27 protein-coding genes and 3 pseudogenes are annotated in these 25,966 nt (G+C 67.0%); 13 read left to right on the plus strand and 17 right to left on the minus strand.

All coding sequences use genetic code 11. The features are described from left to right. Positions 1-97 precede the first annotated feature (97 nt). A complete protein-coding gene (locus tag ACZYZ9_RS00135; RefSeq protein ID WP_463824221.1) occupies positions 98-2,035 on the plus strand; it encodes a potassium transporter Kup in 1,938 nt (645 codons plus the stop codon). On the opposite strand, the gene ACZYZ9_RS00140 is transcribed toward ACZYZ9_RS00135, so the two are convergent. From ACZYZ9_RS00140 to ACZYZ9_RS00165, 6 genes are all read right to left on the minus strand, one after another. After that, on the minus strand, positions 2,010-3,311 hold the full coding sequence (locus ACZYZ9_RS00140; RefSeq protein ID WP_463824899.1) for a cytochrome P450: 1,302 nt from the start codon (positions 3,309-3,311) through the stop codon (positions 2,010-2,012). The two genes, ACZYZ9_RS00135 and ACZYZ9_RS00140, sit on opposite strands and share 26 nt — an antisense overlap. Before the next feature lie 25 nt (positions 3,312-3,336). Then, complete coding sequence (locus tag ACZYZ9_RS00145; protein ID WP_463824900.1) at positions 3,337-3,747, minus strand: lipoprotein LpqH; 411 nt, start codon at positions 3,745-3,747, stop codon at positions 3,337-3,339. 53 nt (positions 3,748-3,800) lie between these two features. Further along, entirely contained in the window at positions 3,801-4,649 is an 849-nt protein-coding gene (locus ACZYZ9_RS00150; RefSeq protein ID WP_463824222.1) for an SDR family oxidoreductase, read from the minus strand. After that, positions 4,646-5,101, minus strand: coding sequence for an SRPBCC family protein (locus tag ACZYZ9_RS00155; RefSeq protein WP_463824223.1), 456 nt, complete (start codon positions 5,099-5,101; stop codon positions 4,646-4,648). The genes ACZYZ9_RS00150 and ACZYZ9_RS00155 overlap by 4 nt, the downstream gene beginning before the upstream one ends. Before the next feature lie 51 nt (positions 5,102-5,152). After that, positions 5,153-5,569 carry a transglycosylase family protein gene (locus ACZYZ9_RS00160; protein WP_463824224.1) on the minus strand — a complete coding sequence of 139 codons (417 nt, stop codon included), beginning with the start codon at positions 5,567-5,569 and terminating at the stop codon, positions 5,153-5,155. Between the two features lie 107 nt (positions 5,570-5,676). Next, positions 5,677-6,246, minus strand: a complete 570-nt coding sequence (locus ACZYZ9_RS00165; protein ID WP_463824225.1) for a chorismate mutase — start codon at positions 6,244-6,246, stop codon at positions 5,677-5,679. A 47-nt stretch (positions 6,247-6,293) separates the two neighbouring features. Between ACZYZ9_RS00165 and ACZYZ9_RS00170 the strand changes: the two genes are divergently transcribed. Further along, the gene (locus ACZYZ9_RS00170; RefSeq protein ID WP_463824226.1) at positions 6,294-6,866 is read left to right on the plus strand and encodes a hypothetical protein; all 573 of its coding nucleotides are present in this window, start codon (positions 6,294-6,296) and stop codon (positions 6,864-6,866) included. A 69-nt stretch (positions 6,867-6,935) separates the two neighbouring features. On the opposite strand, the gene ag85B is transcribed toward ACZYZ9_RS00170, so the two are convergent. Next, positions 6,936-7,919 carry a diacylglycerol acyltransferase/mycolyltransferase Ag85B gene (gene ag85B, locus ACZYZ9_RS00175; RefSeq protein ID WP_463824227.1) on the minus strand — a complete coding sequence of 328 codons (984 nt, stop codon included), beginning with the start codon at positions 7,917-7,919 and terminating at the stop codon, positions 6,936-6,938. Between the two features lie 577 nt (positions 7,920-8,496). On the opposite strand from ag85B, the gene ACZYZ9_RS00180 reads away from it, so the two are divergent. Further along, positions 8,497-9,615: a DUF7159 family protein gene (locus ACZYZ9_RS00180; RefSeq protein ID WP_463824228.1), complete on the plus strand. Its 1,119-nt coding sequence runs from the start codon at positions 8,497-8,499 to the stop codon at positions 9,613-9,615. A 1-nt stretch (position 9,616) separates the two neighbouring features. On the opposite strand, the gene ACZYZ9_RS00185 is transcribed toward ACZYZ9_RS00180, so the two are convergent. The 3 genes from ACZYZ9_RS00185 to ACZYZ9_RS00195 are packed head-to-tail and all read right to left on the minus strand — an operon-like array spanning position 9,617 to position 12,521. Then, positions 9,617-10,177 carry a YceI family protein gene (locus ACZYZ9_RS00185; RefSeq protein ID WP_463824229.1) on the minus strand — a complete coding sequence of 187 codons (561 nt, stop codon included), beginning with the start codon at positions 10,175-10,177 and terminating at the stop codon, positions 9,617-9,619. A gap of 19 nt (positions 10,178-10,196) precedes the next feature. Further along, positions 10,197-11,210, minus strand: coding sequence for an alcohol dehydrogenase catalytic domain-containing protein (locus ACZYZ9_RS00190; protein ID WP_463824230.1), 1,014 nt, complete (start codon positions 11,208-11,210; stop codon positions 10,197-10,199). A gap of 18 nt (positions 11,211-11,228) precedes the next feature. Further along, positions 11,229-12,521, minus strand: a complete 1,293-nt coding sequence (locus ACZYZ9_RS00195) for a cytochrome P450 (RefSeq protein WP_463824231.1) — start codon at positions 12,519-12,521, stop codon at positions 11,229-11,231. A gap of 243 nt (positions 12,522-12,764) precedes the next feature. Between ACZYZ9_RS00195 and ACZYZ9_RS00200 the strand changes: the two genes are divergently transcribed. From ACZYZ9_RS00200 to ACZYZ9_RS00210, 3 genes are all read left to right on the plus strand, one after another. Next, positions 12,765-13,178, plus strand: a complete 414-nt coding sequence (locus tag ACZYZ9_RS00200; RefSeq protein ID WP_463824902.1) for a hypothetical protein — start codon at positions 12,765-12,767, stop codon at positions 13,176-13,178. A gap of 9 nt (positions 13,179-13,187) precedes the next feature. Next, on the plus strand, positions 13,188-13,478 hold the full coding sequence (locus tag ACZYZ9_RS00205; protein ID WP_463824232.1) for a hypothetical protein: 291 nt from the start codon (positions 13,188-13,190) through the stop codon (positions 13,476-13,478). A 73-nt stretch (positions 13,479-13,551) separates the two neighbouring features. Further along, complete coding sequence (locus tag ACZYZ9_RS00210) at positions 13,552-13,773, plus strand: Rv1893 family protein (RefSeq protein WP_463824233.1); 222 nt, start codon at positions 13,552-13,554, stop codon at positions 13,771-13,773. Positions 13,774-13,779: 6 nt separating this feature from the next. Here the strand turns inward: ACZYZ9_RS00210 and ACZYZ9_RS00215 are convergent, their stop codons facing one another. Beyond that, entirely contained in the window at positions 13,780-14,910 is a 1,131-nt protein-coding gene (locus ACZYZ9_RS00215; protein WP_463824234.1) for a nitronate monooxygenase, read from the minus strand. Positions 14,911-15,046: 136 nt separating this feature from the next. Here ACZYZ9_RS00215 and ACZYZ9_RS00220 point away from each other — a divergent pair, with 136 nt between their 5' ends. The 3 genes and pseudogenes from ACZYZ9_RS00220 to ACZYZ9_RS00230 form a co-directional block, all read left to right on the plus strand. Continuing rightward, the gene (locus tag ACZYZ9_RS00220; RefSeq protein WP_463824235.1) at positions 15,047-15,784 is read left to right on the plus strand and encodes a glucose 1-dehydrogenase; all 738 of its coding nucleotides are present in this window, start codon (positions 15,047-15,049) and stop codon (positions 15,782-15,784) included. Between the two features lie 107 nt (positions 15,785-15,891). After that, positions 15,892-17,824: pseudogene (locus tag ACZYZ9_RS00225) on the plus strand (flavin-containing monooxygenase). 5 nt (positions 17,825-17,829) lie between these two features. Beyond that, positions 17,830-18,977, plus strand: a pseudogene (locus ACZYZ9_RS00230) (zinc-binding dehydrogenase); the annotation flags it as partial. A gap of 9 nt (positions 18,978-18,986) precedes the next feature. Here ACZYZ9_RS00230 and ACZYZ9_RS00235 read toward each other — a convergent pair. Both ACZYZ9_RS00235 and dtd read right to left on the minus strand, forming a co-directional pair. Next, a pseudogene (locus ACZYZ9_RS00235) lies at positions 18,987-19,760 on the minus strand (SAM-dependent methyltransferase); the annotation flags it as partial. 18 nt (positions 19,761-19,778) lie between these two features. Further along, entirely contained in the window at positions 19,779-20,210 is a 432-nt protein-coding gene (gene dtd / locus ACZYZ9_RS00240; protein WP_463824236.1) for a D-aminoacyl-tRNA deacylase, read from the minus strand. A 50-nt stretch (positions 20,211-20,260) separates the two neighbouring features. Between dtd and ACZYZ9_RS00245 the strand changes: the two genes are divergently transcribed. The 3 genes from ACZYZ9_RS00245 to ACZYZ9_RS00255 are packed head-to-tail and all read left to right on the plus strand — an operon-like array spanning position 20,261 to position 22,262. Beyond that, the gene (locus ACZYZ9_RS00245; RefSeq protein WP_463824237.1) at positions 20,261-20,581 is read left to right on the plus strand and encodes an MTH1187 family thiamine-binding protein; all 321 of its coding nucleotides are present in this window, start codon (positions 20,261-20,263) and stop codon (positions 20,579-20,581) included. A 44-nt stretch (positions 20,582-20,625) separates the two neighbouring features. Continuing rightward, positions 20,626-20,943: a hypothetical protein gene (locus ACZYZ9_RS00250; protein ID WP_463824238.1), complete on the plus strand. Its 318-nt coding sequence runs from the start codon at positions 20,626-20,628 to the stop codon at positions 20,941-20,943. Between the two features lie 35 nt (positions 20,944-20,978). Then, a complete protein-coding gene (locus tag ACZYZ9_RS00255) occupies positions 20,979-22,262 on the plus strand; it encodes a competence/damage-inducible protein A (protein ID WP_463824239.1) in 1,284 nt (427 codons plus the stop codon). Here the strand turns inward: ACZYZ9_RS00255 and ACZYZ9_RS00260 are convergent. After that, positions 22,259-23,518, minus strand: coding sequence for a sialate:H+ symport family MFS transporter (locus tag ACZYZ9_RS00260; protein WP_463824240.1), 1,260 nt, complete (start codon positions 23,516-23,518; stop codon positions 22,259-22,261). The genes ACZYZ9_RS00255 and ACZYZ9_RS00260 overlap by 4 nt on opposite strands. A gap of 204 nt (positions 23,519-23,722) precedes the next feature. Between ACZYZ9_RS00260 and ACZYZ9_RS00265 the strand changes: the two genes are divergently transcribed. Continuing rightward, complete coding sequence (locus tag ACZYZ9_RS00265; protein WP_463824241.1) at positions 23,723-24,145, plus strand: anti-sigma factor antagonist; 423 nt, start codon at positions 23,723-23,725, stop codon at positions 24,143-24,145. An 11-nt stretch (positions 24,146-24,156) separates the two neighbouring features. Here the strand turns inward: ACZYZ9_RS00265 and ACZYZ9_RS00270 are convergent, their stop codons facing one another. From ACZYZ9_RS00270 to ACZYZ9_RS00280, 3 genes are all read right to left on the minus strand, one after another. Further along, positions 24,157-24,648 carry a hypothetical protein gene (locus ACZYZ9_RS00270; protein ID WP_463824242.1) on the minus strand — a complete coding sequence of 164 codons (492 nt, stop codon included), beginning with the start codon at positions 24,646-24,648 and terminating at the stop codon, positions 24,157-24,159. A gap of 85 nt (positions 24,649-24,733) precedes the next feature. Beyond that, positions 24,734-25,228 (minus strand): SRPBCC family protein, encoded by a 495-nt coding sequence (locus tag ACZYZ9_RS00275; protein WP_463824243.1) that lies wholly within the window; start codon positions 25,226-25,228, stop codon positions 24,734-24,736. Beyond that, entirely contained in the window at positions 25,228-25,857 is a 630-nt protein-coding gene (locus ACZYZ9_RS00280; RefSeq protein ID WP_463824244.1) for a nitroreductase family protein, read from the minus strand. The genes ACZYZ9_RS00275 and ACZYZ9_RS00280 overlap by 1 nt, the downstream gene beginning before the upstream one ends. Positions 25,858-25,966 lie beyond the last annotated feature (109 nt).

Below are 25,966 nucleotides of genomic sequence, written 5' to 3' on the forward strand. Positions count from 1 at the left end.
AACTCGGGCTGCCGCGGAGTGTCAACCTCGCTGCACGGCCCGCGCCGTAGGATCGATCCGCCGCATCGCTACCACCCACCCCGGGGGCCCATCTGCCGTGCAGACCGAATCCGTATCCCAGGCACCTACCCACGGCGCCCGCCTACGCCCAGCCGCCGTCGTCGGCGCGCTCGGTGTGGTTTTCGGTGACATCGGCACCAGCCCGATCTACACCATTCAAACCGTCTTCAACCCCGGCGATCCGCACCCGGTGCCGATCAGCACCGACAATGTGTACGGCGTGGTCTCGCTGATCTTCTGGTCGGTGATGACCGTCGTGACGTTCACCTACGTCAGCCTGGTGATGCGGGCCGACAACCACGGCGAGGGCGGCATCATGGCGCTCATCACCCTGGTCGGGAAGCGGCACCAGGGCAGCAGCGGGGCGAGAAGGCGCACGGTCGTCGCGCTGGGCGCGCTGGGGATCTTCGGGGCCGCGTTGTTCTTCGGCGACAGCATGATCACCCCGGCGATCTCGGTGCTGTCGGCCGTCGAGGGTGTCAAGGTGATCCAGCCGCACTTCGGCACCTGGGTCGTGCCGATCACCGCGGTGATCATCGTGGTGCTGTTCGCGGTGCAACGGCACGGCACGGCAGCCGTCGGGCGGCTGTTCGGTCCGGTGATGATCGCGTGGTTCACCACGATCGGCGGCTTCGGCGTGGTCGCCATCGCCGATCACCCGGAGATCCTCAAGGCGCTCTCGCCGTTCTACGCAGCGAAGTTCATGGTCGGGCACTTCCACTTCGCGTTCTTTTCGCTCGCCGCAGTGGTGCTGTCCATCACCGGCGCGGAGGCGCTGTACGCCGACATGGGTCACTTCGGACGGCGGGCGATCGCCTCGGGGTGGCTGCTGCTGGTGCTGCCCGGCTGCGTGCTCAGCTATTTCGGTCAGGGGGCGCTGATCCTGGCGGACACCGGTGCCGTCAGTGCGCCGTTCTTCCTGCTCACCCCCGGCTGGGCGCGGCTGCCGCTGGTGCTGCTGGCCACCGCCGCGACGGTGATCGCGTCGCAGGCCGTGATCACGGGCGCGTTCTCGGTAGCGTCCCAGGCCGCGCAGCTCGGCTATTTGCCGCGACTGCGGATCGCGCACACCTCGGAGTCGACCATCGGTCAGATCTACGTGCCGTGGATCAACGGTCTGTTGCTGGTATCGGTGCTCACCCTGGTGTTCGCTTTCCGCAGTTCGGCGGCGCTCGCGTTCGCCTTCGGCATGGCCGTCACCGGCACGATCACCATCACCACCACCCTGTTCCTCTATTACGCGCGCACCACGTGGCGCACCCCGCTGTGGCTGGTGCTGACCGGCGGCGGCGTGCTGCTCCTGGTCGACCTGATGTTCCTGGCGGCCAACCTGACCAAACTGGTGCACGGCGCCTGGCTGCCGCTGCTGATCGCGCTGGTCGCCTTCACGGTGATGACCACCTGGCAGCGCGGACGCGACATCGTCACGCGCGCAAGGCAGGAAGCGGAGGGACCGCTGCAGGAATTCATCGATGAGCTGGCCGAGCGCCAACCGCCGTGCGCGCGCGTTCCCGGCACGGCCATCTTCCTCGATCGCGGCAAAGAGACCGCGCCGCTGGCGATGCGGGCCAATGTCGAACACAACCGGGTGCTGCACGAGCACGTGGTGATCATGGCGATTCAGACGCTGCCGGTACCGCGGATTCCCGACGCCGAGCGGACCGAAGTCGACCACCTGGTGCATACCGGTGACGGCATCGTCCACCTGACCGCCAACTTCGGCTACATGGAGACGCCGAATGTCCCTGCCGTGCTGCGTCTGCTGGACCCCGAGCAGACCGAGGGTGCGATCGACATCGAGGCCGCCTCGTACTTCTTGTCCAAACTCGAACTGGTCAAAGGTTCGGCACCGACGATGGCGTCGTGGCGCAAACGACTGTTCATCGCGACCTCCTACACCACCGCCGATGCCGCGCAATACTTCGGTCTGCCCCTGAACCGCACCGTGGTCATGGGTGCGCGCATCGAGGTCTGACCGGCAGCGTCGACCAGCCGTGCAGCACCCGGGTATCACGCCGGACCCCCGCGCCCGCGGCCGTCGCATCGGGGAAGCGTTCGAAGAATGTGCGCAACCCGACCTCGCCTTCGGCCCGTGCCAGCGCGGCGCCCAGACAGAAGTGCCGTCCGGTGGAAAACGCGAGATGCTTTCCCGCATTGGGGCGTTGGACGTCGAAGGCGTGCGGATCGGCGAACACTGACGGGTCGCGGTTTGCGGCGGCGAGGTAGACCACCACCACCTCGCCCCGCTCGATGCGCCGGCCGGCCAGCTCGACGTCGGTGCGGGCCACTCGCGCGGTGAGCTGCACCGGAGAGTCCAGCCGCAAAATCTCCTCGACGGCGTTCGGCCACAACTGGGGCTGCTGCTGCAGCGTGCGCAATTGGTCCGGATGGTCCAGCAGCAAGCGGATCCCGTTGCCCAGCAGGTTCACCGTGGTCTCGAAACCGGCGACCAGGACCAGTCCGGCGACCGCCTGCAGTTCGGTCTCGTCAAGGTGGCGCTCGGCGTCGCCACTTTCGGTGATGCGGATCAGTTGGCTCATCAGGTCGTCGCCCGGGGCACTGCGCAGCTGCCGTAGATGCTGGACCAGCCACGCTTGGAATCCGGCCAACCCTCGCTGAATCCGCCGGTACTGCTGCCAGGTCACGCCGACATCCAGACTGGGGGCGACCAACTCGCCGAATTCGAGGATCCGGCGCCGGTCGTACTCCGGCACCCCCAGGATGTCGCTGATCACGGTGATCGGAAGCTGCGAGCAATACCGTGCGACGACGTCGACCTCGGGCTGGTCGCCGAGCTGGTCCAGCAGGCTCGTCGCAGCCTGCTCGACCCGGTCCAGCAGACCGGTAACGGCGCGCGCGGTGAACACCGCCGAGACGGTCTTGCGGTACCGGGTGTGATCCGGCGGCTCGACGGCCAGCAGCGACGGGGGACGGATCGGGTGCAGCAGATTGTCGCGGGTTCGCCGTTCCAGCCGACCCAACGGCCCCGGCAGGCTGTCCCCGAAGGAGACGACGTGGAAGTCGTCCGACCGCAGAATGTCGTGCGCCAGCCGGTGGTCCACGGTCAGGTGGTTCGCGCGGTTGCGCACCAGTGGGCCGTGTTGGCGGATCTCGTCGTAGTAGGGCACCGGGTCGGCGGCCACCGCTGGGTCGGCGATCAATCGCGCTCCGAGATCACCCCGCCGGACGGCGAAGCTCGCGAGTCCGCGGACGACGCCGTGCATGGCCAACCAGTGCAGTCTGTCTTTCACCATCGCCCGCGAGCGTAGGCGCCGGTCAGCATTCAGCGGTCAGCTTGAAATCGGTGGTCACGACTTTGTTGGGGTTGGTGGTGTTGATGCCGGAGGCACTGCCGGTGATCGTGTAGGTGTTCTTGGCCAGGTCGACGTGGGCGTCGCCGACGCCCCCTTCGTAATAGCTGCCGGTGAAGCCGCCGATGTCGCGGATCTTGACGAACTGCGGCAACACCCGATCCCCGCTCATCAACACCACCGCCTGCACCGATCCGTCGTGTTCGCGGATGTCGATGGTGCGGTAGCCCTCGATCTGGCTGCAGGACGGCGGCCGGGTGGTGATCGAGTGGCCGTCGAGCGTCAGGTGCGCGGCTTTGCGGGGCACGGTCATGGCCTCACCGCAGCCGGCGACGGCGCCGGCGACGGCCACTGCGATTCCGGCAACCGCAACCATCCGGTTCTGCACCAGCCACCTCCGTATCAGACCTGCGCGTTGCGCCGGAGTCATTATTGCCGTTTCAGGTCCAGCCGGGGCAGTGCTTTTCTGACCAGAGTTCGGACCAGCTCGGGACTGACCCCCTTGAGCCGGTCGATCCAGCCGATGCTGGCCGGCACATACCAGTGCAGCCGCCTGGGGTTGTGGTAGGCCTGCCACGCCGCCTCGGCCACGCTGGCGGCGGGCATCAGCCGGAACATGCCCCGCTTCGGCGCGGCCGCGCGCAACTCCTCCTGCGTCACCCTGGCCGGGGCGTCGCCGGAGCCTTCGTCGGCGCCGGCGTGCTGCGGTGTCGTGGTAAGGATCGCGGTGTCGATCAGCCCCGGCAGCACGTCGGCCACCCGCACCCCGTGGCGGTGCCACTCCACGCTCAGCGCCTCGGTGAGCCCCTTGACCGCGTGCTTGGTCGCCGAGTACACGGCGATGCGCGGCATGCCGTAGGTGCCCGACGACGACGAGGTGGAGAACATCAAGCTGTTCGGCGCCTTCTTCAGGTAGGGCAGCGATCCGTACGCGCCGGTCAGCACCGCTTTGAAATTCACGTCGACGACGCGCATGGCGGCTTCGTAGGGCACGTCTTCGAACCAACCGCCCTCGCCGATGCCGGCGTTGTTCCACATCATGTCGAGACCGCCGCCGGGGTTTCCGGCGCAGAAGTCGGCCAGTGCCGCATCCAGTGCCGCCTTGTCCGTCACGTCGACGGTCCGGGTCCACAGCCGCGAACCCAACTCCAGGTTCAGCGCGGCCAGTCCGTCGTCGTTGCGGTCCACCGCACCTACGCGCCAACCTTTGCCATGGAAGAGTCGTACGCCTTCGCGGCCCATGCCGCTGCCTGCACCGGTGATGAAAATGGTCTTCATGCCGCCTCGGCCACCTCTTTGATCCGGTGCAGCGTCTTCGTCATGTCCCGGATGTTGCGACGTCTGCGCAGAAACCCGCCGAACACCAGGTAGAGCTTCGTCAACGGCGACTGCGCCATCCGGAACGACTCAGTCACGTCGGTGCCGTCCCCGGCCGGCTCCAACCGGTAGTGCCAGTTGTTGATCGCCCGGTCACCGGCCAGCACAGCAAACCCGAACTCACGGCCGGGCCGGCACGCCGTCACCTGGCACGTGGTCCAGTAGACCGGCCCGATCTCGTTGCGGCGCACGTGGCCGCGAAACCGCGCACCAAGCTCGGGACCGGTCGCATCGCCGAGCCATTCCGCTTCAAAAGTCTCCGGAGAGAACCGCCCGGTATTGCGAATATCGGCGATTAATTCCCAAATTTTATCCGCCGGGGCGGCCATATGAACCGTTGCTGAACCCTCCATAACATGATCCAAGCACGTCCCGTGTAACGAAACGAGATGAACCGCCGATAATCATTGTTTGGGGGTGAACATCCCGATGATCGCGCTGATGGTCTGCTGCCACTGTGGGCCCGGTTGAGTCGCACCGCCAGACGTCGGCGTCAGCCCCCCGGCACGGGAGCACTTTGGCCACGCACCTGGCCCCTGACCGGCCAGAACCTTGTTCGCAACGGCGATTTGTTGCTGTTTGGAGGCCTTTGCCGGGTTCCCGACACCGCCGTACTCCTCCCAAGTGGCTTGCTTGAACTGCAAGCCGCCGTAGGCGCCGTTGCCGGTGTTGGCGGCCCAGTTGCCGCCGGATTCGCATTCTGCGACGGCTTCCCAGTTCATGGTCTCGGCGTTGGCGACACCGGAGGAGAGCGACATCGAAGCTGCCAGGAAACCGCCGGCCACGGCCGACTTGATGAGGGGCTTTGTGATGGTCGTCATGTGCGGGATTTCGCGGACCGTAGCCGTAGCGTTACCCACTAGAGAAAATTATGAGACCGTTTATCCATCCCTTCGAGATTGGCGCAAACGGCGATTCTGCGGATGCTTCAAGCCCCGCGGGAAGCCGGACAGTACGACCTGGTTGCGGTCGTAAGCGCACGTTGGTACAGGTCGTCGAAACTTCGTCGGCGGCTCGTCTCGGCCCGCGCACGCTGCACCAGGCGCCCGCAATCCGCAGTGTTCAGCAAACTCCAGTTAAGCGATATGTGAGACAAAATCTTAGTGTTCAGCGCGTCGATCGCGGCCCTGGACGCCGCCAGGTCCGGCGGGGCCGGCGGCACACCGGTGGGGTCGAGTTTCCATTCGGCGAACCGGGTGTACTCGACGGCCTCGGTGGCGCTGATCTGGTCGCCGAAGACGCGCGCGACAAAATCGGGGTCGACGTCCTGTGCGGCGGCTTCCTCGCGCAGCGTGGCGATTTCGCGCTCGACCCGGTCGGGATCCTCGATTGCGCCGTGCGTGGCCCACTTGTAGGCAGCCACCGGATCGGCAACCTGCAGCCGTTCGGCGGCGGCGTCCAGCAGCGCGCCCAGCGAGTCGGCGTGATCGGCCTGCGCCGGCGGCGCGGCCAGCACCGCGATCAAAGCCAGGACTGCCGGGCCGCACCTACCGCGCATGCCATCCAGCCAAACACGAGCGACCCGGCGTCGTCGACAATGGCGAGATGAGTGACAACTGGTTGCGCACGCGACTGGCCAGGCTCGTGCTCGCCGCGACGCTGTCCGCCTCGCTGGTGCTGGGCGGCGCCTTCGTGGCGCTGGACCAACTGCACTCCGTACCCGCCGACGCCTTGCACCACCCCGGACCTGCGGCTACCGACCAGCAGAGCCGGGCTCAGGCCGTCCGGGCCGCGCAGAACGTGGTCACGGTCGCCGGTCTGCGCACGACGACGGCCGGCTACCTGTTGATGTCCTGCAAGGACCGCGAGAACCCGCCCTATCGGGGAGCGGTGTACCTGACCTTCGCGATCCCGGCTGACGCCGCCGCCGACACCTACCTGCCGGAAGTCGTGGCCAAACTGCTGGCCGGCGGCTGGTCCCCGGGGCTACCGCCCGGCAACCACGCGCTGGCCAGCACGCTCACCAAGGACGAGCTCACCGCGAGCATCTACCGCCATGACGACAATCCGGATCTGGGCATCCTGCGCGTGTACGGCGAATGCCGCAACGTGACCGATCATCATGCCGATCCCACCGGCTGGGTCGACGTCACCGGCGAGTTCGGCCCGGCCGGTTGAAAGACCCACAACGCACTACTGCGCTCGACGACCGGGGCCGTCAAGCGCAGTAGCGGTAGTGCGGTGGGTCTAGCCTTGCCGAGCGCCGAGCGCGCCCTGCAGGTCACCCTTCATTGCGTTCAGTTGGGCGCCCCAGTACTCCCAGCTGTGTGTGCCGTCAGCCTGGAAGTTGAACACCGCGTTGTGCCCGCCGGCGGCGGTGTAGGCGTCCTGGAACTTGAGGTTGCTGCTGCGGACGAAGTTCTCCAGGAACTCGGCCGGCATGTTGGCACCACCCAGTTCCGACGGCTTGCCGTTACCGCAGTACACCCACAGCCGGGTGTTGTTGGCGACCAGCTCCGGGATGTGCAACGACGGGTCGTTGCGCGCCCACGCGGGGTCACTGGACGGGCCCCACATGTCCGAAGCCTTGTAACCGCCGGCGTCACCCATGGCCAGTCCGATCAGCGAGGGGCCCATGCCCTGGGACGGGTCCAACAGGGCCGACAGCGAACCGGCATAGATGAACTGCCCGGGGTGGTTGACCGCGAGAATCATCGCCGAGGAGCCGGCCATCGAGATACCGACGGCGGCACTGCCGGTCGGCTTGACCGACTTGGTGCTCGCCAGGTACGCGGGCAGTTCGCTGGTGAGGAAGGTTTCCCACTTGTAGGTGCTGCAACCGGCCTTGCCACACGCGGGGTTGTACCAGTCGCTGTAGAAGCTCGACTGGCCGCCGACCGGCATGACCACCGACAGGCCCGACTGGTAGTACCACTCGAACGCCGGGGTGTTGATGTCCCAGCCGTTGTAGTCGTCCTGGGCGCGCAGGCCGTCGAGCAGGTACACCGCAGGCGAGTTGTCGCCCCCGCTCTGGAACTGCACCTTGATGTTGCGACCCATCGCCGCCGACGGCACCTGTAGGTACTCGACGGGCAGTCCGGGCCGGGAGAACGCTCCCGCGCTCGGCGCGCCACCGGCGAGTCCGATCAGGCCCGGCAGGGTCGCGGCCGCAGCCGCACCGACCAAGAGTCGACGACCCCAGGCCCGTATCTTCCCGGTCACGTCTGTCATACCTGTGCCCCTTTTTGTCCTTATATCTCTTGCTCCCGGCAGAACTTACCGCGTGAATAGGCCGAATGTCGATTCGGACGCAAACACATTTCAGTTCCATATCGGTTACCGGCGCGGGTTACAGCAACTGTGTTTACAGTGCACCGCGCCGATCGACCGCATTCGTTATAGCCCGCGCCCGACACGCGCGACGCTGACCCACGCCGCGCCGTTACGCAGGCGTTATGCACTTGGAATAGGGCTGAGTCGGGCAGGGACGGACGCCATGCCCAGCGCCACACCGACCCAAATGGCCGGAGCCAGAACGCGGATTTCTCTATCGGGGAGCAACGTTTTATCTATTTACTGCACCGTCAGTCGCCGGATTTGCCGAGCTAGCCGGGTCTTTCACCGGCCGGCGGGCGGTTTCCATACCGGGTCAGCCGGCACACCGCAGACCGCGTAGGCTCGCTCGGAGCAAGCCGACTTACGACGCTATTCCGGGCGTTGACGGCATTCACGCGCCACGCACCTGCCCCTGAAGCGGGTGGCCACTGCTGAGGTGCGACGAGCCCGGACACGATTGAGGTGCGAAAACTTGGATACGGTACTTGGGCTGTCAGTTACACCGACCACCGTCGGGTGGGTGCTGGCCGAAGGGCACGGCGCCGACGGCGCAATCTTGGGTCACCACGAGTTGCGTTTGCAGGACAGCGTTCAGGACGGCCGCACGGTGCGTGCGGTGAACACCGCCGAACAAGTGGCCGACGAGGTCATGCGGGCGCGCGACACGGCCACCGCCGGCGATCACCGACTGCGGGTGGTCGGCGTGACGTGGAGCGACGACGCCGCAGCGCAGGCCGCGCTGCTGCAGGAGGCGCTCGCCGACGCCGGCTTCGACAACGTGGTGCCGGTCCGGCTGCTCGATGCCGTCGAGACCCTGGCGCAGGCCATCGCGCCCGTCATCGGATACGAGAAGACCGCGGTGTGCCTCCTCGAGCGGGAATGGGCGACCGTGGTCATGGTCGACACGCACGACGGCCAGACCCAGACAGCCGTCAAGCACGTCCGCGGCGGCTTCGACGGCTTGACGTCCTGGCTGACCGGGATGTTCGATCGCAGCACGTGGCGGCCGGCGGGAGTGGTGGTCGTCGGCTCCGAGGGCGACGTGAGCGATTTCTCCTGGCAGTTGGAGCAGGTCCTGCCGGTGCCGGTGTTCGCGCAGACTATGGCCCAGGTGACGGTCGCGCGCGGCGCAGCGCTGGCGGCGGCTCAGAGCACCGAGTTCACCGACGCGGAGTTGGTCGCCCTGGTGGATGACGCCGTCGAACCGGACAGGGTCGCTGCCGGACAGTCACGGCGATATGCCGGGGCGGCCGGCGCGTTGGCCGCGGCCGCCGTCACGTTCGTCGCGTCGGCGTCCTTGGCTATCGGTCTGCAGCTGGCGCCCGGCAAGGACGCCGGACAGCACGTCGTGACCAAACCCCCTGTCGCCGAAGCCGTGGCGCCGCCGTCCCCGCCCGCGGTGCAGCCTCCGCCGCCGCAGCAGGAGCCGGTGCGTCTCGCGGCCGACGAGCAGCCCGACGAATCCGCGCCAGGCGCCCCGCCGAGCGCCGCCCCGGCGGCACCGGGCCCCGACGGCGGGCCATTCCGGTTGAGCAGGGCCATCGAGAGCCTTCCCGGCACGTTCGCCGAGCCCGGAAGCCCGCCGGAGTAAATCACTCGGGTTTTTGCCGAACCGCATGGAATGAGACCGTCACCTCGTCGGCGACCTGCAGCGACCCCAGGAACATCGCGTAGGGCTTGATGCCGTAGTCGGTCTGACGCACCCTGGATTCGGCACCGAGTCGGTACGTATCGCCGAGATCTTCCACGCGTAGCTCGACCACGTGCTCGCGGGACTTGCCGCGGACGAACAGTGTTCCGGCGAGACGGTACCCACCGTCGGTCTGCTCGATCGTGTCGGCGGCGAAGCGTATTTCTGGAAACCGGTTGGCGGACAACGATTTCAGCGCATTGGTGCGCGCTATGACCTGCTCCGGCCCGGACAGGCCCTTGAGACCCCCGACGCCCCCGGTCACCTCGAGTGAATCCACCTCGACCACCAGTTCAGCGGTATCCGGTTGGCCACCAACCCAATTCACCCCAGCCCGCCACCGGGTGACCGCGATGGTGAGCCGATGGCCCATCCGCGCCGCGCGCCCGGCCACCCCGGTGTGCACGGTCAGTTCGCCGTTGTCCGGACCCAGCGTCCACGCCGTATGTTCCTGCGAAGCCACGGCCGAACTCTACTTGGACTCACACGGTCAACACGGTGCGATAGTGCGCCCGGCCTTCCTCCAATGCCGCGTAGCCGTCGGCCGCCTGCGCCAGCGGCAGCTGCTCAATCCACGCCCGCACACCGGACACCACCGCGAAATGCATGGTTTCCTCGACATCTTTCGCGGTTCCGGCCGGATGGCCGATCACGCTCAGACCGGGAATGATCAACTGCACCGGGCTGATCGGCAGTGGTTCGGGGGTCACCCCGATGGTGACCAGTTCGCCCCGGGGGAGCAGCCCGCCGACGGTGTCGGCCATGGCCTGCGAATTGCCCGCTGTGGCAAGGACAACCGCGGCACCACCCAGGGCCCGCAGCGCTTCGGAGACGTTGCTGCTGGTGGAGTCGATGTAGTGGTGGGCGCCCAGACTCCGGGCGTCCTCTTTCTTCGCAGTACCCCGGGCAATGGCGATGGTCTCGAAACCCATTGCCCGCGCCCACTGCACTCCGAGATGACCGAGTCCGCCGACACCGAGAATCGCCACCCGGTCACCGGGCATGGCCTTGGTGTGACGCAGGGCGTTGTAGGTGGTGACGCCCGCGCACCCCATCGGTGCGGCTTCCACGTCGGTGAGCCCGTCCGGGATCCGGGCCAACGCGGTGGCGGGTACGGTCACGGATTCGGCGTAGCCACCGGGGTACTGCCAGCTGGGCACCTTCGCGTTCGCGCAGTGCATCAGAGCGCCTTTGCGGCACTGATCGCAGTGGTTGCAGTTGCCGCCGAACCAGCCCACCGCGACGCGGTCCCCGGCCGCGAATCCTTCGACACCCGCGCCGAGTTCGGCGATGGTGCCGGCTATCTCGTGTCCGGGGGTGAACGGCCAGGACATGTCGGGGAATTGGCCGTTGACGAAGTGGGCGTCGGTGCCGCAGATGCCGCATGCAGTCACGGCGATCCGCACCTCGCCGCGCTCGGGTGCGACGGTTTCGACGTCGGCGAACTCCAACGGCGCGCCCTCGGACCGTACCTGGACCGCTCTGTGTGTCGCCACCCGCTCAGCTACCGGATCTCAGTGCGAGACTGGGCATTTGGCGGCCGCCTCACCGTGATAGTTCACTTGCCAGTGTTTGATGCCGTTGAGCCAGCCTGAACGGAGCCGCTCCGGGGCGCCGATCGGCTCCAGGTCGGGCATCGCGTCGGCGATCGCGTTGAACATCAGGTCGATGGTCATCCGCGCCAGATTCGCCCCGATGCAGTAATGCGCACCGGTGCCGCCGAATCCGACGTGCGGGTTGGGATCGCGCAGGATGTTGAAGGTGAACGGATCGTCGAACACGTCTTCGTCGAAGTTGGCGGACCGGTAGACCATCACCACCCGCTGTCCCTGTTTGATCTGCACGCCGGACAATTCGTAATCCTGGAGCGCTGTCCGCTGGAACGAGGTGACCGGTGTGGCCCACCGGACGATCTCGTCGGCCGTGGTGGCCGGGCGGTCCCGCTTGTAGAGCTCCCACTGATCCGGGAAGTCGGTGAAGGCCATCATGCCCTGCGTGATCGAGTTGCGGGTGGTCTCGTTGCCGGCGACCGCGAGCAGGATGACGAAGAAACCGAATTCGTCGTCGGAGAGCTTGTGGCCGTCGACGTCGGCTTCGATCAGTTTGGTGACGATGTCTTCACCGGGGTTCTCGGCCCGGTCCGCCGCCATCTGCATGGCGTACATGATCAGTTCCACCGACGCCGAGAGGGCGTCGTTGCTCTCGAATTCGGGATCCTGGTCTCCGACCATCTGGTTGGACCAGTGGAACAGTTTCATCCGGTCTTCCTGGGGCACGCCGAGCAGGCCGGCGATCGCCTGCAGCGGCAGCTCGCAGGACACCTGCTCGACGAAGTCGCCGGAGCCCTCGGCAGCGGCGACCTCGACGATCCGGCGGGCGCGCTGGTTGAGATCGTCGCGCAACCGCTCGACGGCCCGGGGGGTGAACCCGCGGGAGATGATCTTGCGTAGCCGGGTGTGGTGCGGGGCGTCCTGATTGAGCAGGACGAACTTGCCGCGCTCGATCTGCTCGCCGACGGTGCCGTCCTTGTAACGCGGCAGGGCGGTCTTGGCGAGGCTGGAGAAGATATCGCTGCGTCGCGAAATCTCCTTGACGTCTTTGTGTTTGGTGACCACCCAGAAGCCGCCGTCATCGAATCCGCCCGCCCCGTAAGGCTGCTCGTTCCACCAGATCGGCGCGGTTCGACGCAGCTCAGCCAGCTCCGCGACGGGCAGCCGCTCGGCGTGGATGTCGGGGTCGGTGAAATCGAATCCCGGCGGCAGGTTCGGCTGGGCCTGCGGTTCGGCGGCTGGGTGCGTAGTTGACAAGGCCCACTCCTTGAGAGTCCTGGTGGTCGTCTCGTGCCAATACTTCATTGCTACACCCCCATTGGGAAGCATCGGCGGAAACCGAAAAGAAAATGCCGGCGCCGCCGTGGCGCGGCGGTGGGAAATCCGCTGGTCATGCACACGCACACCGGTATCGGATTCGGCCTTGTGGCTGCTGTGGCAATCGTTATGCTCTTGATGAATGCCGCTGCAGCGCCGCGCCGGCGCCAAGAAGGGAACACCATGATTCGCGAAATGCTCACCGCCACTGCGGTCACGGGTGCGGCGATAGCGCTGGCCCCGGTCGCCGGTGCCGACAACGGCCGCTGGGAGGGCGACGTCCCGGGGATGAACTACGACGCCTCGCTGGGCGCCCCGTGCGACAACTACGAGCGCTTCATCTTCGGACGTGGCCCCAGCGGCCAGGCCGAGGCGTGCCACTTCCCGCCGCCCAACCAATTCCCCGCCGCCACTACCGGGTACTGGGTCATCTCCTACCCGTTGCGCGGCGTCCAGCAGATCGGTTCCCCGTGCCCGAACCCCAAGGTCGCGGCGCAATCGCCGGCCGGTCTGCCGATGTTGTGTCTGGGCGCCCAGGGCTGGCAAGAGGGGTGGTTCACCGGAGCGGGCTTCTTCCCGCCGGACCTCAGCGAGTGAGGCACGTCCATGCCGGGCAGCACCGCCCTCGAGTCCCCGATCCCACGGTGGCTGCGGTTCGTCCTGGCCTCTGACCGCGCCGGTTCGGCGTGGTACATCGGGGCCGGGTTCTTCTTCGCACCGGCACTCGCCGTATTGTCGCCGTGGCCGTTGCTGACCACGGTGCTGTGGTGGCTGATCGGGCTGGCCGGCTTATGGCTCGGTCTGCTCGGCATCGCGATGGCCGCCGGGCTCGCGCGAGTGTTGCGGTCCGGCAGGGAAATACCGGAAGAATACTGGCGCACCCTCGTCGACTACTGAACTTTCCTCGGTCGTCGGCCGCCTGCGCCAGGCTCTACAGTCAGATAACGCCGCCAACGAACAGGAGACGCACATGGCCTTCGATCCCAGAGACGCCGTCGACGCAGTCAGGGACATCGCGATCAATGCCGTCGAGAAGTCTTCGGACATCGTCGAGAACGTCACTGCCATCATCCGCGGCGACATCGCCGGCGGCGCCAGCGGCATCGTTCAGAGCAGCGTCGACATCGCCACCGACGCCGTTGACCGGGTCAAAGAGGTCTTCACCGGCAAGGACGACGAAATCCTCGACTAGCGGCGATCAGACCGCGGCGGCCTCGTTGAGCTCGTCGAGCCGCGAGGTCGCCTCGAGGTACTCCTGCACCCAGCGCTCGATCACCGTCGAGGTCTTCTCCACCTTCTGGAACTGCCCGACGACCTGCCCGACCGGGTTGAACGCCACGTCGACGGACTCGTTCGGGTAGCGATTGGTGGCCCTTACCGCCATGCCGGACACCATGTACTGCAGCGGCATGCCCAGCGGCTTCGGGTTGTCCGGCTGTTCCCAGGCCTCAGTCCAGTCGTTGCGCAGCATCCGGGCCGGCTTGCCGGTGAAGGACCGGCTGCGGACGGTGTCCCGGCTGCCCGCCTTGATGTATGCGGCCTGCTGCACCGGGGTGTTGGACGACTCCTCGACCATCAGCCACTGCGATCCGGTCCACGCGCCCTGGCAGCCCAACGCCAGCGCGGCGGCGATCTGCTGGCCGCTGCCGATGCCGCCGGCACCGAGCACGGGCACCGGAGCCACTTCTTTGACGACCTGCGGCCACAACACAATTGAGCCGACTTCGCCGCAGTGACCGCCGGCCTCACCGCCCTGGGCGATGATGATGTCGACGCCGGCGTCGGCGTGCTTGCGGGCCTGCGACGGCGAGCCGCAGAGCGCGGCCACCTGGCGACCCGCGTCGTGGATGTGCTTGATCATGTCGGCGGGGGGGGTGCCCAGCGCATTGGCGATCATCGTCACCTTGGGGTGCTTGAGCGCCACCTCTACCTGCGGGGTGGCGGTCGCCTCGGTCCAGCCCAGCAGCTGCAGGCTGTCACCGTCGCTGTCCTCGACCGGGACTCCATGGTCGGCCAGGATCTTCTTGCCGAAGTCCAGGTGCTCCTGCGGCACCATCGACCGCAGCGAGTTGGTGAGTTCCTCGGCCGACAGGTGCGAGTCCATGCCCTCGTACTTGTTGGGGATGACGATGTCGACGCCGTAGGGATGGTCGCCGATGTTCTCGTCGATCCAGTTCAGCTCGATCTCCAGCTGCTCGGGGGTGAAGCCGACGGCACCCAGCACACCAAAACCGCCGGCTTTGCTGACGGCGACGACGACATCGCGGCAGTGGGTGAAAGCGAAGATCGGGAACTCGATACCGAGTTGATCGCACAAGGGGGTGTGCATGCCTGCTCCTAGGAAGCTTGACCGAGCGGAAAACTGCAACGTGTTCTAGTTTAGTACGCGGGTCTGCCGCTTGGCCAGCCAGGTCTGGCGCGTACCGACTAATGCCCGTCAGCGTGAAACGGTAGCGTGAGCCGGCATGGGACGCGTCGACAGCAAGGTTGCACTGATCAGCGGCGCCGCCCGCGGCATGGGCGCCTCGCATGCGCGGTTGCTGGTGGCCGAAGGCGCCCACGTGGTGCTCGGCGACATCCTCGACGACGAGGGACGCGCACTGGCCGACGACCTGGGCGCCGCCGCGCGCTACGTGCACCTCGATGTCACCCGGCCTGCGGACTGGTCGGCCGCGGTCGCGGCGGCGGTGGACGGGTTCGGCAAGCTCGATGTCCTGGTCAACAACGCCGGGATCATCAACTACGGCGCGCTGAAAGACTTCGACCTGGCCAAATGGCAGCGGGTGCTCGACGTCAATGTCACCGGCACGCTGCTGGGCATCCAGGCCGTCGTCGACCCGATGGTGGCCGCCGGCGGCGGCTCCATCATCAACATCTCCTCAATCGAGGGCCTGCGCGGCGCGGCCTGGGTGCACGGGTACGTGACGTCGAAATGGGCGGTGCGCGGACTGACCAAATCTGCGGCATTGGAATTGGCGCCCAACAACATTCGTGTCAACTCGATACATCCCGGCTTCATCCGCACCGAGATGACCGCAAAGCTTCCCCAGGACGCGCTCAACATCCCGTTGGGCCGGGCGGGGGAAGCCCAGGACGTGTCGTCGTTCGTGCTGTTCCTGGCCAGCGACGAATCGTCGTATGCGACCGCTGCGGAGTTTGTGGTCGACGGCGGATTGATCGAGGACGTGTCGCACAAGTCGTAGTCCCGCGAGCACCTTGATCCGGTGCGACGCCACGGGGTAGCGTAATGCCGCAATTACGACACGTCGAGTAGCGTAATTGCCACCGCCACCGGAAGGAATCCGCTTCGATGCGCAGCAGGTACGCCGGGTTACCTTTCACCACGCCCACCGCCGAGATCGCGGCTGCGCTCGAGGACGTCAGTATCCCCACGTTGCTTCTCTCCCTGGTGCACATCACCGGCGATCCCCGGTTCATCCGTGATTTCAAACAGCTGGGACTGTTCCTCAACGAGGTCCAGGGGTTCATGTCCGAGGAGGACAAGGCCCGGGCCCGCGCCGAGGCGCTACCGGTGCTCACCGAGTACCGCGATCGCGGATGTCCCCGAGCCCGCGCCACTGAGCTATGAGCTCATCCGGGAAATGATGGACTGGGCGGCCTGCGAGCCGGTCCCCGACGACTACCTACCGCTGGCGCTCGAAGAGATGGACCTCGAGGGCGTGGACCCGCGCCGGCCGGTCGCGCTGCCTGCGGCCGGCATGGCCGACTTCCCGGTCCTGGTGATCGGGTGCGGCGAATCAGGCATCCTGGCCGGAATTCGACTGAAGCAGGCCAACATTCCGTTCACGATCGTCGAAAAGAACGCCGGGCCGGGCGGAACGTGGTGGGAGAACAGCTATCCCGGCGCACGAGTGGACGTGGCAAACCACTTCTATTGCTACAGCTTCGAACCCAACAACGACTGGACCCACTATTTCGCCGAACAGCCGGAGTTGCGCGACTATTTCGTCGACGTGATGCACAAGCACGACCTGATGCAGCAGGTGCAGTGGAACACCGAAGTGCTCGCCGCCGAATGGGACGACGCCGAGGCCCTGTGGACCGTTTCGCTGCGCTCGGCCGACGGCGAGACCGGCACCACGCGGGCCCGGGCCATCATCACGGCTGTCGGCCAATTGAATCGGCCGCTCATTCCCGAGTTCGCCGGCGCAGACACGTTCGAGGGACCGTCCTTTCATTCCGCAGCCTGGGACCACTCCGTCGACCTCACCGGAAAGCGGGTCGCGCTGGTGGGCGCCGGCGCCAGCGGATTTCAGATCGCGCCCGCCATCGCCGGCGACGTCGAGCACCTGACTGTGTTTCAGCGCACCGCGCAATGGATGTTCCCGAATCCGATGTATCACGACGAGGTCGGGGACGGCGTTCGCTGGGCGATGCAACACCTGCCGTGTTACGGGCGGTGGTACCGCTTCCTGCTGATGTGGCCCGGTGCCGACAAGGGTCTCGATGCGGCCAAGGGCGACCCGACCTACCCCGATCAGGAGCACGCTGTCAGCGAGATGAACGCCGCGGCCCGGATGATGTTCAGCCAGTGGATCACCAGTCAGATTCCCGAGGGGGACGATCTGCTGGCCAAGGTGCTGCCCGATTACCCGGCCACCGGGAAGCGGACACTGCAGGACAACGGCAGCTGGTTGCAGACCTTGCAGCGCGACAACGTCGACCTCGTGCGCACCCCGATCCGGCGCATCACGCCGCACGGCATCGAGACCGAGGACGGTGTCAGTCACGACGTCGACGTCATCGTCTACGCCACCGGCTTCCGGCACACCGATGTGTTGTGGCCGGTGAAGTTCAACGGCCGCAACGGAATCGACCTGCACGAGATGTGGGGGAGCCGGCCCTACGCCTATCTGGGCGTCACCGTGCCGGGGTTTCCGAACCTCTTCCTGATCTACGGGCCGGGCACGCATCTGGCGCACGGCGGCAGCTTGATCTTCCAGTCCGAACTGCAGATGCGCTACGTCAACCTGTGCCTGCAACGCATGGCCGAGGAGCGCATCGTCGCCATGGAGCCCACCGCCGAGGCGGCCGCCGACTGGCACCGACGCACGCAGGTCGAGATCAAGAAGATGGTCTGGTCGCACCCGGCCGTCAAACATTCCTACTTCAAGAACGCCGACGGGGAGATCCACACCGTCAGCCCGTGGCGTCTCAATGCATACTGGGCCGCGGTCCGGCAACCTGATTGGTCCAAATTTGTTCTCCGGCAAGGAAAGTGAGCGCGATGCGTACGGTGGTCGTCGACGGACCCGCGAGCATCCGGGTCGATACCCGGCCCGATCCCGCCCTGACCGGGCCGGATGGGGTGATCGTCGAGGTGAGTGCCGCCGGGATCTGCGGCTCCGACCTGCACTTCTACGAAGGCGACTACCCGCTGGTGGAGCCCATCGCGCTGGGGCACGAAGCCGTCGGCACCGTGGTCGACGCGGGCCGCGAGGTGCGCAGCGTCAAGGTGGGCGATCAGGTGCTGGTGTCATCGGTGGCCGGTTGCGGAGCCTGTCCGGGGTGCGCCACGAACGATCCGGTCATGTGCCACTCGGGTCTGAACATCTTCGGCGGGGGTGTGCTGCCGGGGGCGCAGACCGATCTGCTCGCAGTGCACGCCGCCGACTTTCAGGTCCGCAAGATTCCCGACGGGATTTCCACCGAACAGGCACTGCTGCTCACCGACAACCTGGCCACCGGCTGGGCCGCAGCGCAACGCGCCGACATCCCGTACGGCGGCACGGTCGCGGTGATCGGGCTGGGCGCGGTCGGCCTGTGTGCACTGCGCAGCGCGTTCGCCCACGGCGCGGCAACGGTTTTCGCGATCGACCGGGTACCGGGCCGGCTGCAACGCGCGGCAGACTGGGGCGCGACAGCCATCACGGCACCGGCGGTGGAAGCCATCCTCGCCGCCACGGGTGGCCGCGGCGCTGACGCGGTGATCGACGCGGTGGCCACCGATGCGTCACTGACCGATGCGCTTGCCGCTGTGCGGCCGGGCGGCACCGTGTCGGTGGTGGGTGTGCACGATCTGCAGCCGTTCCCGTTCCCGGCGCTGATGAGCCTGATCCGCAGCATCACGGTGCGATGGACCACCGCGCCGGTGCAGCGCACCTGGCCCGAGCTGATTCCGCTGCTGCAGTCAGGTCGGCTGGATGTCGACGGGATTTTCACCACCTCGTTGCCGCTGGACGAGGCCGCCACAGCGTATGCGACGGCCGGCTCGCGGTCCGGCGAGGTCGTGAAGATCCTGCTGCGGCCTTAGTCCTTGACCGCGATGATGTACTGCGAATGCATGAAGCTGTCGATCTTGACGTCCACTTCCGGTGGCGTCAGCCCGTAGCCCACCTGCAACTCCGGATTGCTGCGGACCGGCTCGACACGCCACCCGTGGGATCCCAGCCACGTCACCGGGTCCATCGGGTTCTCGTAGGTCAGCGACGAGAAGTCGATATCGCCCGCCATGTTGACCCCCGGGTGCTCCTCCTCGAGCGCGGCCAGTTGGTCGTGGTCGAGACGGGACCCCAGGGCGCCGATGGCCAGCCGACTGCCCGGGGCACTGAACTCAGTGATACCGGCAAACAGCGTCCCGTGGGCTGAGCTGGTCAGGTACGGCAGGATCCCCTCCACCGACCAGGCGCTGGGGCTGTGCGGGTCGAACCCGGCCGCTGCCAGCGCAGCGGGCCAGTCGGCACGCAGGTCGGCTGCCACCTCACGCCGTTGCGCCGCGGGCTGCTTGTGGTGCGCGTCGAGCACCTGCGCCTTGAACTCCAGCACCTTGGGCAGGTCTATTTCGAAAACTGTAGTGCCAGATGGCCATTCGAGACGGTACGCGCGCGAGTCGAGCCCGGCGGCCACAATCACCGCCTGCCGCAGACCGGAATCACCGGCGGAGGTGAAGAAGTCGTCGAAGAACCGCGTCTGCACGCCGTAGAGGCGCGGGAACGCGCTCTCATGTTCGGAGCTTCCCGGTTCGGTCAGCAGTCCGGTCAGGTAGGGATCCTCTGAGGCCTCGATGAAGAACCTGGCGTAATCGTCACGCGCTAACGGTTGCTCACTCATCGCATGCAGCGCACGCCAGGTGGTCACAATCAACGCCGTGTAGCCGACACCGCTGACGATGTCCCATTCGTCGTCGTCGGAACGCAGCGATCCGAATTCAGGCGTCATAGCTGTCGAACGTACTCGTCACAGCTCCAACAGGACGGTCACCGGTCCGTCATTGACCGACTCGACCTGCATGTGGGCGCCGAATATGCCGGTTTCGACCTCAGCACCCAGTCGGCGTAATGCCGTCACGAAACTCGTGACCAGCGGCTCAGCGACCGCACCGGGCGCGGCGGCGTGCCACGATGGGCGTCGGCCCTTGGCGGTGTCGGCGTAGAGGGTGAACTGGCTGACCACCAGGATCGGTGCGTTGACATCGGACGCGGACTTCTCTCCGGACAGGATGCGCAACGTCCACAGCTTTTCGGCGAGCCGCTGAACGTGACCGGGCCCGTCGGTGTGGGTGACGCCGACCAGCGCCAGCAGGCCCTGCCCGGGAGGTTCGATGGCGCCGACCACGCGACCATCCACTGTCACCGAAGCTGACGAGACCCGTTGCACCAGAACCCGCATGGGCGTCGATGCTGCCATGTGCGGTCCCCGCGCGTGGGTACCCTCGTGGCATGTCTGTGCTGGTGGCGTTTTCCGTCACTCCACTGGGTGTGGGGGAGGGTGTCGGCGAGATCGTCGCCGAAGCTGTTCGTGTGGTGCGTGATTCGGGTCTGCCCAATAAGACCGATGCGATGTTCACCGTGATCGAAGGGGACAGCTGGACGGAGGTGATGGCCGTGGTACAGCGCGCGGTGGAGGCCGTCGCCGCCCGCGCACCCCGGGTGAGCACGGTGATCAAAGCGGACTGGCGGACCGGCGTCGCCGACGCGATGACACACAAAGTCGAATCGGTCGAACGGTACCTCGCCGAGGGTCGGGCCGGTCCGGCGTAGCGTGGGGCGGACCGATTTCCCGTGTCCCCGAGGAGGCGCAGCCCATGACCGAAGACGCACCTGACGGCGGCCCAGGCGGCACCGGGGGCCAAGGCGGCAGAGGGGGCCGGGGTGGCGACGGGGGTCGCGGGGGCGCAGGCGGCCGCGGCGGTGACGGCGGTCGCGGCGGTGACGGCGGTCGCGGCGGTGCGGGCGGCGCAGGCGGGCGCGGCGGCGACGGCGGGGCGCCGGGCCGCGACGGAGAACCGGGCCAGCCCGGCCAGCCCGGCCAGCCCGGCCAGCCCGGTCAACCCGGCAGTTCCGGCGAGCGCGGCTTGTCCGACCCGGGCATCCCCGGCCAACCGGGCAGCCCCAGCACCTAGTAACGCGCCGCCGGTGGATGCGTAGGGTCATCACGGTGAGTTCACGCGCGGGCATCGTCGTCACCGGAACCGAGGTTCTGACCGGACGCGTCCAGGACCGCAACGGTCCCTGGATCGCCGACCGGCTGCTGGAACTGGGCGTCGAGCTCGCGCACATCACCATCTGCGGCGACCGTCCGTCCGACATCGAGGCGCAGCTGCGTTTCATGGCAGAGCAGGGCGTGGACCTCATCATCACCAGCGGTGGCCTGGGCCCGACCGCTGACGATATGACCGTCGAGGTGGTGGCTCGATTCTGCGGCCGTGATCTGGTCCTCGACGAGGCGCTGGAGAACAGGATCGCCGAGATCCTCAAATCGTTGATGGCGCGCAATCCCGCCTTCGCGGCGCTGCTTGAGCCGGGCAAGTTCGAGTCGGTGCGAACGGCCAACCGCAAGCAAGCGATGATCCCGGTCGGAGCACAGGTGCTCGACCCGGTCGGCACGGCTCCGGGGGTCGTGGTGCCCGGCAAGCCCGCGGTGCTGGTCCTTCCCGGACCGCCGCGCGAGCTACAACCCATGTGGCACAAGGCTGTCCAGACACCGGGGGTGCAGGCGGCGATCGCCGGCCGCACCGTCTACCGGCAGGAAATGGTACGGATGTTCGGACTCCCTGAGTCGGGGCTGGCCGAGACGCTACGCGAGGCCGAGACCGCCGTGCCCGGCTTCGAAGCCCTCGAGATCACCACCTGCCTGCGGCGCGGCGAGCTGGAGATCGTGACGCGCTACGAACCGGACGCAGCGGAGGTGTACACACAGCTGACCCGGTTGCTGCGCGACCGCCACGGCGAGCAGGTGTTCTCCGAGGACGGCTCGCAGGTCGACGATCTGGTCGCGGAGCTGCTCGCCGGCCGGCGGATCGCCACCGCGGAATCCTGCACCGCGGGCCTGCTGGCGGCCCGGCTGACCGAACGCCCCGGATCCTCGGACTACGTGGCCGGCGGCGTGGTGTCCTACTCCAACGAAGCCAAGGCGCAGCTGCTCGGCGTGGACCCCGAGCTGATCGAGACGCACGGCGCGGTCTCTGAACCGGTCGCGCAGGCGATGGCGGCCGGCACCCTGAAACGTTTCGAAGCCGACACCGCCGTCGCCATCACCGGGATTGCCGGTCCCGGTGGCGGAACCGAGGAAAAACCGGTGGGCACAGTCTGTTTCACCCTGGCGCTGGCAGACGGCCGGCAGGTCACCCGTACCTTGCGGCTGCCCGGCAACCGCTCCGACGTCCGGGAGCGCTCGACCACGGTCGCGATGCACATGCTGCTACGCACCCTGGGCGGTTAGCCCTCCCCGGGCAGGAAGGCGCTTTCGGCGGTGCCGAAGCGAACTCCGGTGGCGTCCTTGCCGATCAACGTCAGCAACACCACCATCGTCAGCACCGGCACGATGGTCACCGCCAGCGCGAACGGGTAGCCATGCGTTTCGGCCAGGTGTTCCTGGATGGGCAGGTTGAACGCGGCCAGCAGGTTGCCGAGCTGATAGGTCACCCCCGGGTACAGCCCGCGAATGGCGTCCGGCGACATCTCGGTCAGGTGCGCCGGGATCACGCCCCAGGCGCCCTGCACGCACAGCTGCATCAGGAACGAACCCAGGCACAACATGGCTGCGGTGCGCGAGTAGGCGAACAGCGGCACGATCGGCAGGGCCAGCACGGCGCAGAACACGATGGTGTAGCGCCGGCCGAATCGCTGCGACAAGGTGCCGAAGACCAGGCCGCCGATGATGGCACCGACGTTGTAGGCCACCACAATCCAGCGGGTCGTTGCGCTGGACAGTCCCGCACCGTCATCTGCGGTCGCCTTCAGGAACGTGGGGTAGACGTCCTGGGTGCCGTGACTCATCCAGTTGAAGGCCGTCATCAACAACACCAGATAGCAGAACCGGCGGATGACCTTCGCCTCGCGCAGCACGTCGCGGACTCTGGTCTTGGTCAACCGCATCCGATCCTGTGCGGCCTCCCATACCTCGGATTCCTCGACGCGGTACCGGATGATCAGGCTGACCAGGGCCGGGATGATGCTCAGCGCGAACAGCCAGCGCCACGACAAGTCCAGCCAGTTCATCACCACCAGCGAGGCCACCGTGGCCAGCAGGTAGCCGAACGAGTAACCCTCCTGCAGCAAGCCGGAAAAGAAGCCGCGCCGCTCGGCCGGAACCTTCTCCATGGCCAGCGCCGCACCCAGACCCCACTCGCCGCCCATGCCGATGCCGTACAGCAGACGCAGGATCACCAGCACGGTGAAATTGGGCGCGAACGCGCACAGGAATCCCACCAGGGAATAGAAGATCACGTCGACCATCAGCGGCAGTCGCCGTCCGACTCGGTCGGCCCACAGCCCGAACAGTAAGGCGCCCAACGGACGCATCGCCAAGGTCGCGGTGGTGACGAAGGCGACCTCGGTCTTGCTGCGGTGGAACGTCTCGGCGATGTCGGCGTACACCAGCACGACGATGAAGTAGTCGAACGCGTCCATCGTCCAGCCCAGGAATGCCGCGATGAACGAGTTGCGCTGGTCGCTGGTCAGCCGCTGTCGGGTCACGTGTGCATCGTGCAGTACCGGCCGCGATCCCGCGAGTCTGCTGTGCACCCCTAGCTCGTCGCCGCTGTTGCACATATGCTTATTAAGCCCGTAATCCCGAAGACCACTCCCCGAAACCGGCCAGCACTTACGCTGTCTTTCGACCGTGCCGCCTTCCGAGACGAGGGCATTCCCAACGACCAATACGACGGGACATTGCGAACGATGAAGACTGTCGCGATCAAATCATCGCCGGCTCCTTCCCGCACGCGGCTGAGTTCGCCAGTCAGCGATCCGCAGCACGGTCTGCGCGCTGTCACCGAATGTTCGGGATCAGCCGTGGTCGTTCACGTCGGCGGCGATATCGACGCCAGCAACGAGACCATCTGGCAGCGTCTGGTGAACCGAAGCGCCGCCATCGCGATCGCGCCGGGCCCGTTCGTGATCGACGTCCGCGAGCTCGATTTCCTGGGTTCGTGCGCCTATGCCGTACTGGCTCAGGAGTCGGTGCGGTGCCGCCGGCGCGGGGTGAGTCTGCGAGTGGTCAGCAATCAGCCGATCGTGGCCCGCACCATCGCCGCCTGTGGCCTGCGCCGCCTGCTGCCGATGTACGCCACGGTCGAAGCCGCGTTGGCCCCGGCTGTCTGAGCGCGCTCGGTTTACGGTGCCGGCGGTGGTGGCGGCGCGTGGGGAGCGAGCAGCCCGTTGAGGATGCCCAGGGTGCCTTGCAGTTGAGGCCCTGACAGTGTCGGGGGCGGCGCCTCGCTCGTCGGCTGCCACGGCTGGCAGCCGCTGGTCTTGAACGCCTTGTCAGTCGCTTCGATCTGGACCACCTGCGGGCGCTTGGTGATCGCGTTGTCGATCAACGCACCGTCGGGATTGCCCATCCGCTTCCAGTAGCAGGTGCCGTTGCCGACAGGTCCCGCAGAGCTGTACACCCCGGGTGCGATGTCCTTGCCGACGGTGTAGACACCGTCGTGGTCGATGGTCGTCCGTGGTGCGCCCGCTGCCGCAGGCGCTCCCGACGGGGACGGGGATGGGACCGGAGATGGCGCCGGATCCGGATCAGCTGCGGCGACCCCCAGCGAGCCGGCCCAGCCCGCGACGACCAGCGCCGCTGCGGCGACCCGCGCCGTTTGCTTAGAACCCATAACAAAGCACCCTACCTGGCTCAACTGCGCATTTCGAGTCTCGGCGCCGAGCCGATCCCGTTAGCTCAGCCACACGCTGCCGCGCTCAGTCCAGGCGGCGCACCTTTCCGGCGTAACCCAGCGCGTGCACGTAGGTCGCGAGGTTGTCGCGCGAAATCCGCGCGTGCACCGGGCGCTCCAGCAGAAAGCGCAGCACCGGGTTGTATGCGTGATAGGTCTCGTGGAACGTGAGCACCGTGCTGCCGTCGGGCTGTTCGTCGAGTTGGTGGTAGCCCTCGGCCCGCGACCACAACGGCTTGCCGACCGCCACATACCGCGACACCTGGTTGATCCTGGCTTCGGTCACGGTCTCCCAGGACCGCCCCACGCCGCCGGAGAGCAGATATCTGGGCACCGGGAAGATACAGGTGCGGACCAGCCCCTCACCCGCCGCGTCGCCCTCGTTCAGGATTTCCATGCTGCCGGTCGGCCACGTCAGCACCCGTGGCCGCGGCGCGTCGGGCGGCACCGGTGGGTGCAGCACCCGCCATACCTTCGCCGGGGGCGCCTCGACGTGGAAACGCACGGTGTAGGACTGCATCAGCTTTCGTCCCAGGTGTCCCAGCAGGTGATCGATTCTGCCGATGGTCTTGCCGCGGGGCGGAAGTCGCTGCCGATGGTGTAGGCCACCGGGAACAGGGCGGCCTGGGTGACCGAGGGCGGTATCCCGAGCAGCTCGGCGACTTCGCGTTCCTTCGCCAGGTGCATCGTCGTCCACACCGACCCCAGTCCGCGGGACCGCAAAGCCAACAGGAAACTCCAGCCGGCCGGGATGATCGACGCCCAGGCCGAGGCGGCCACCAGCCGGTTGCTCTCCTCGATGGGCTGCAGCAGGCAGGGGATGACGTGCACCGGGACCCTGGCCAACGTCTCGGTCAGGCCCGCCGCGCTGCGGTAGACACGCTGCGTCTGTGGATCGGACGCGGTGGCCGCGGCGTTGGCCAGGTACTCCGCACCGATGCTGCGGTAGATGTCGGCGATCGCCGCGCGTTTCTCGGGGTCGGTGATGACGATCCAGCGCCAGTCCTGGGCGTTACTGGCGGTGGGCGCCTGCATCGCCAGGCGTATGCAGTCCAGGATCACCTCACGACCCACCGGCCGGTCCAGGTCGAGACGCTTCCGGACCGCACGGGTGGTGCTGAGCAATTCGTCGACCGAAGCGATGTCCATTCAGCTCCCTTCCGCGTGCTCAGAAAATTACCGCGACGGGCCCGAAAAGAATCGACCGCCCATATTGACGCGCGCGTCGACCCGGTTTGGACAGCGGGAATCGTGCCGG

It is taken from the genome of Mycobacterium sp. IDUB_28 (assembly GCF_055419285.1).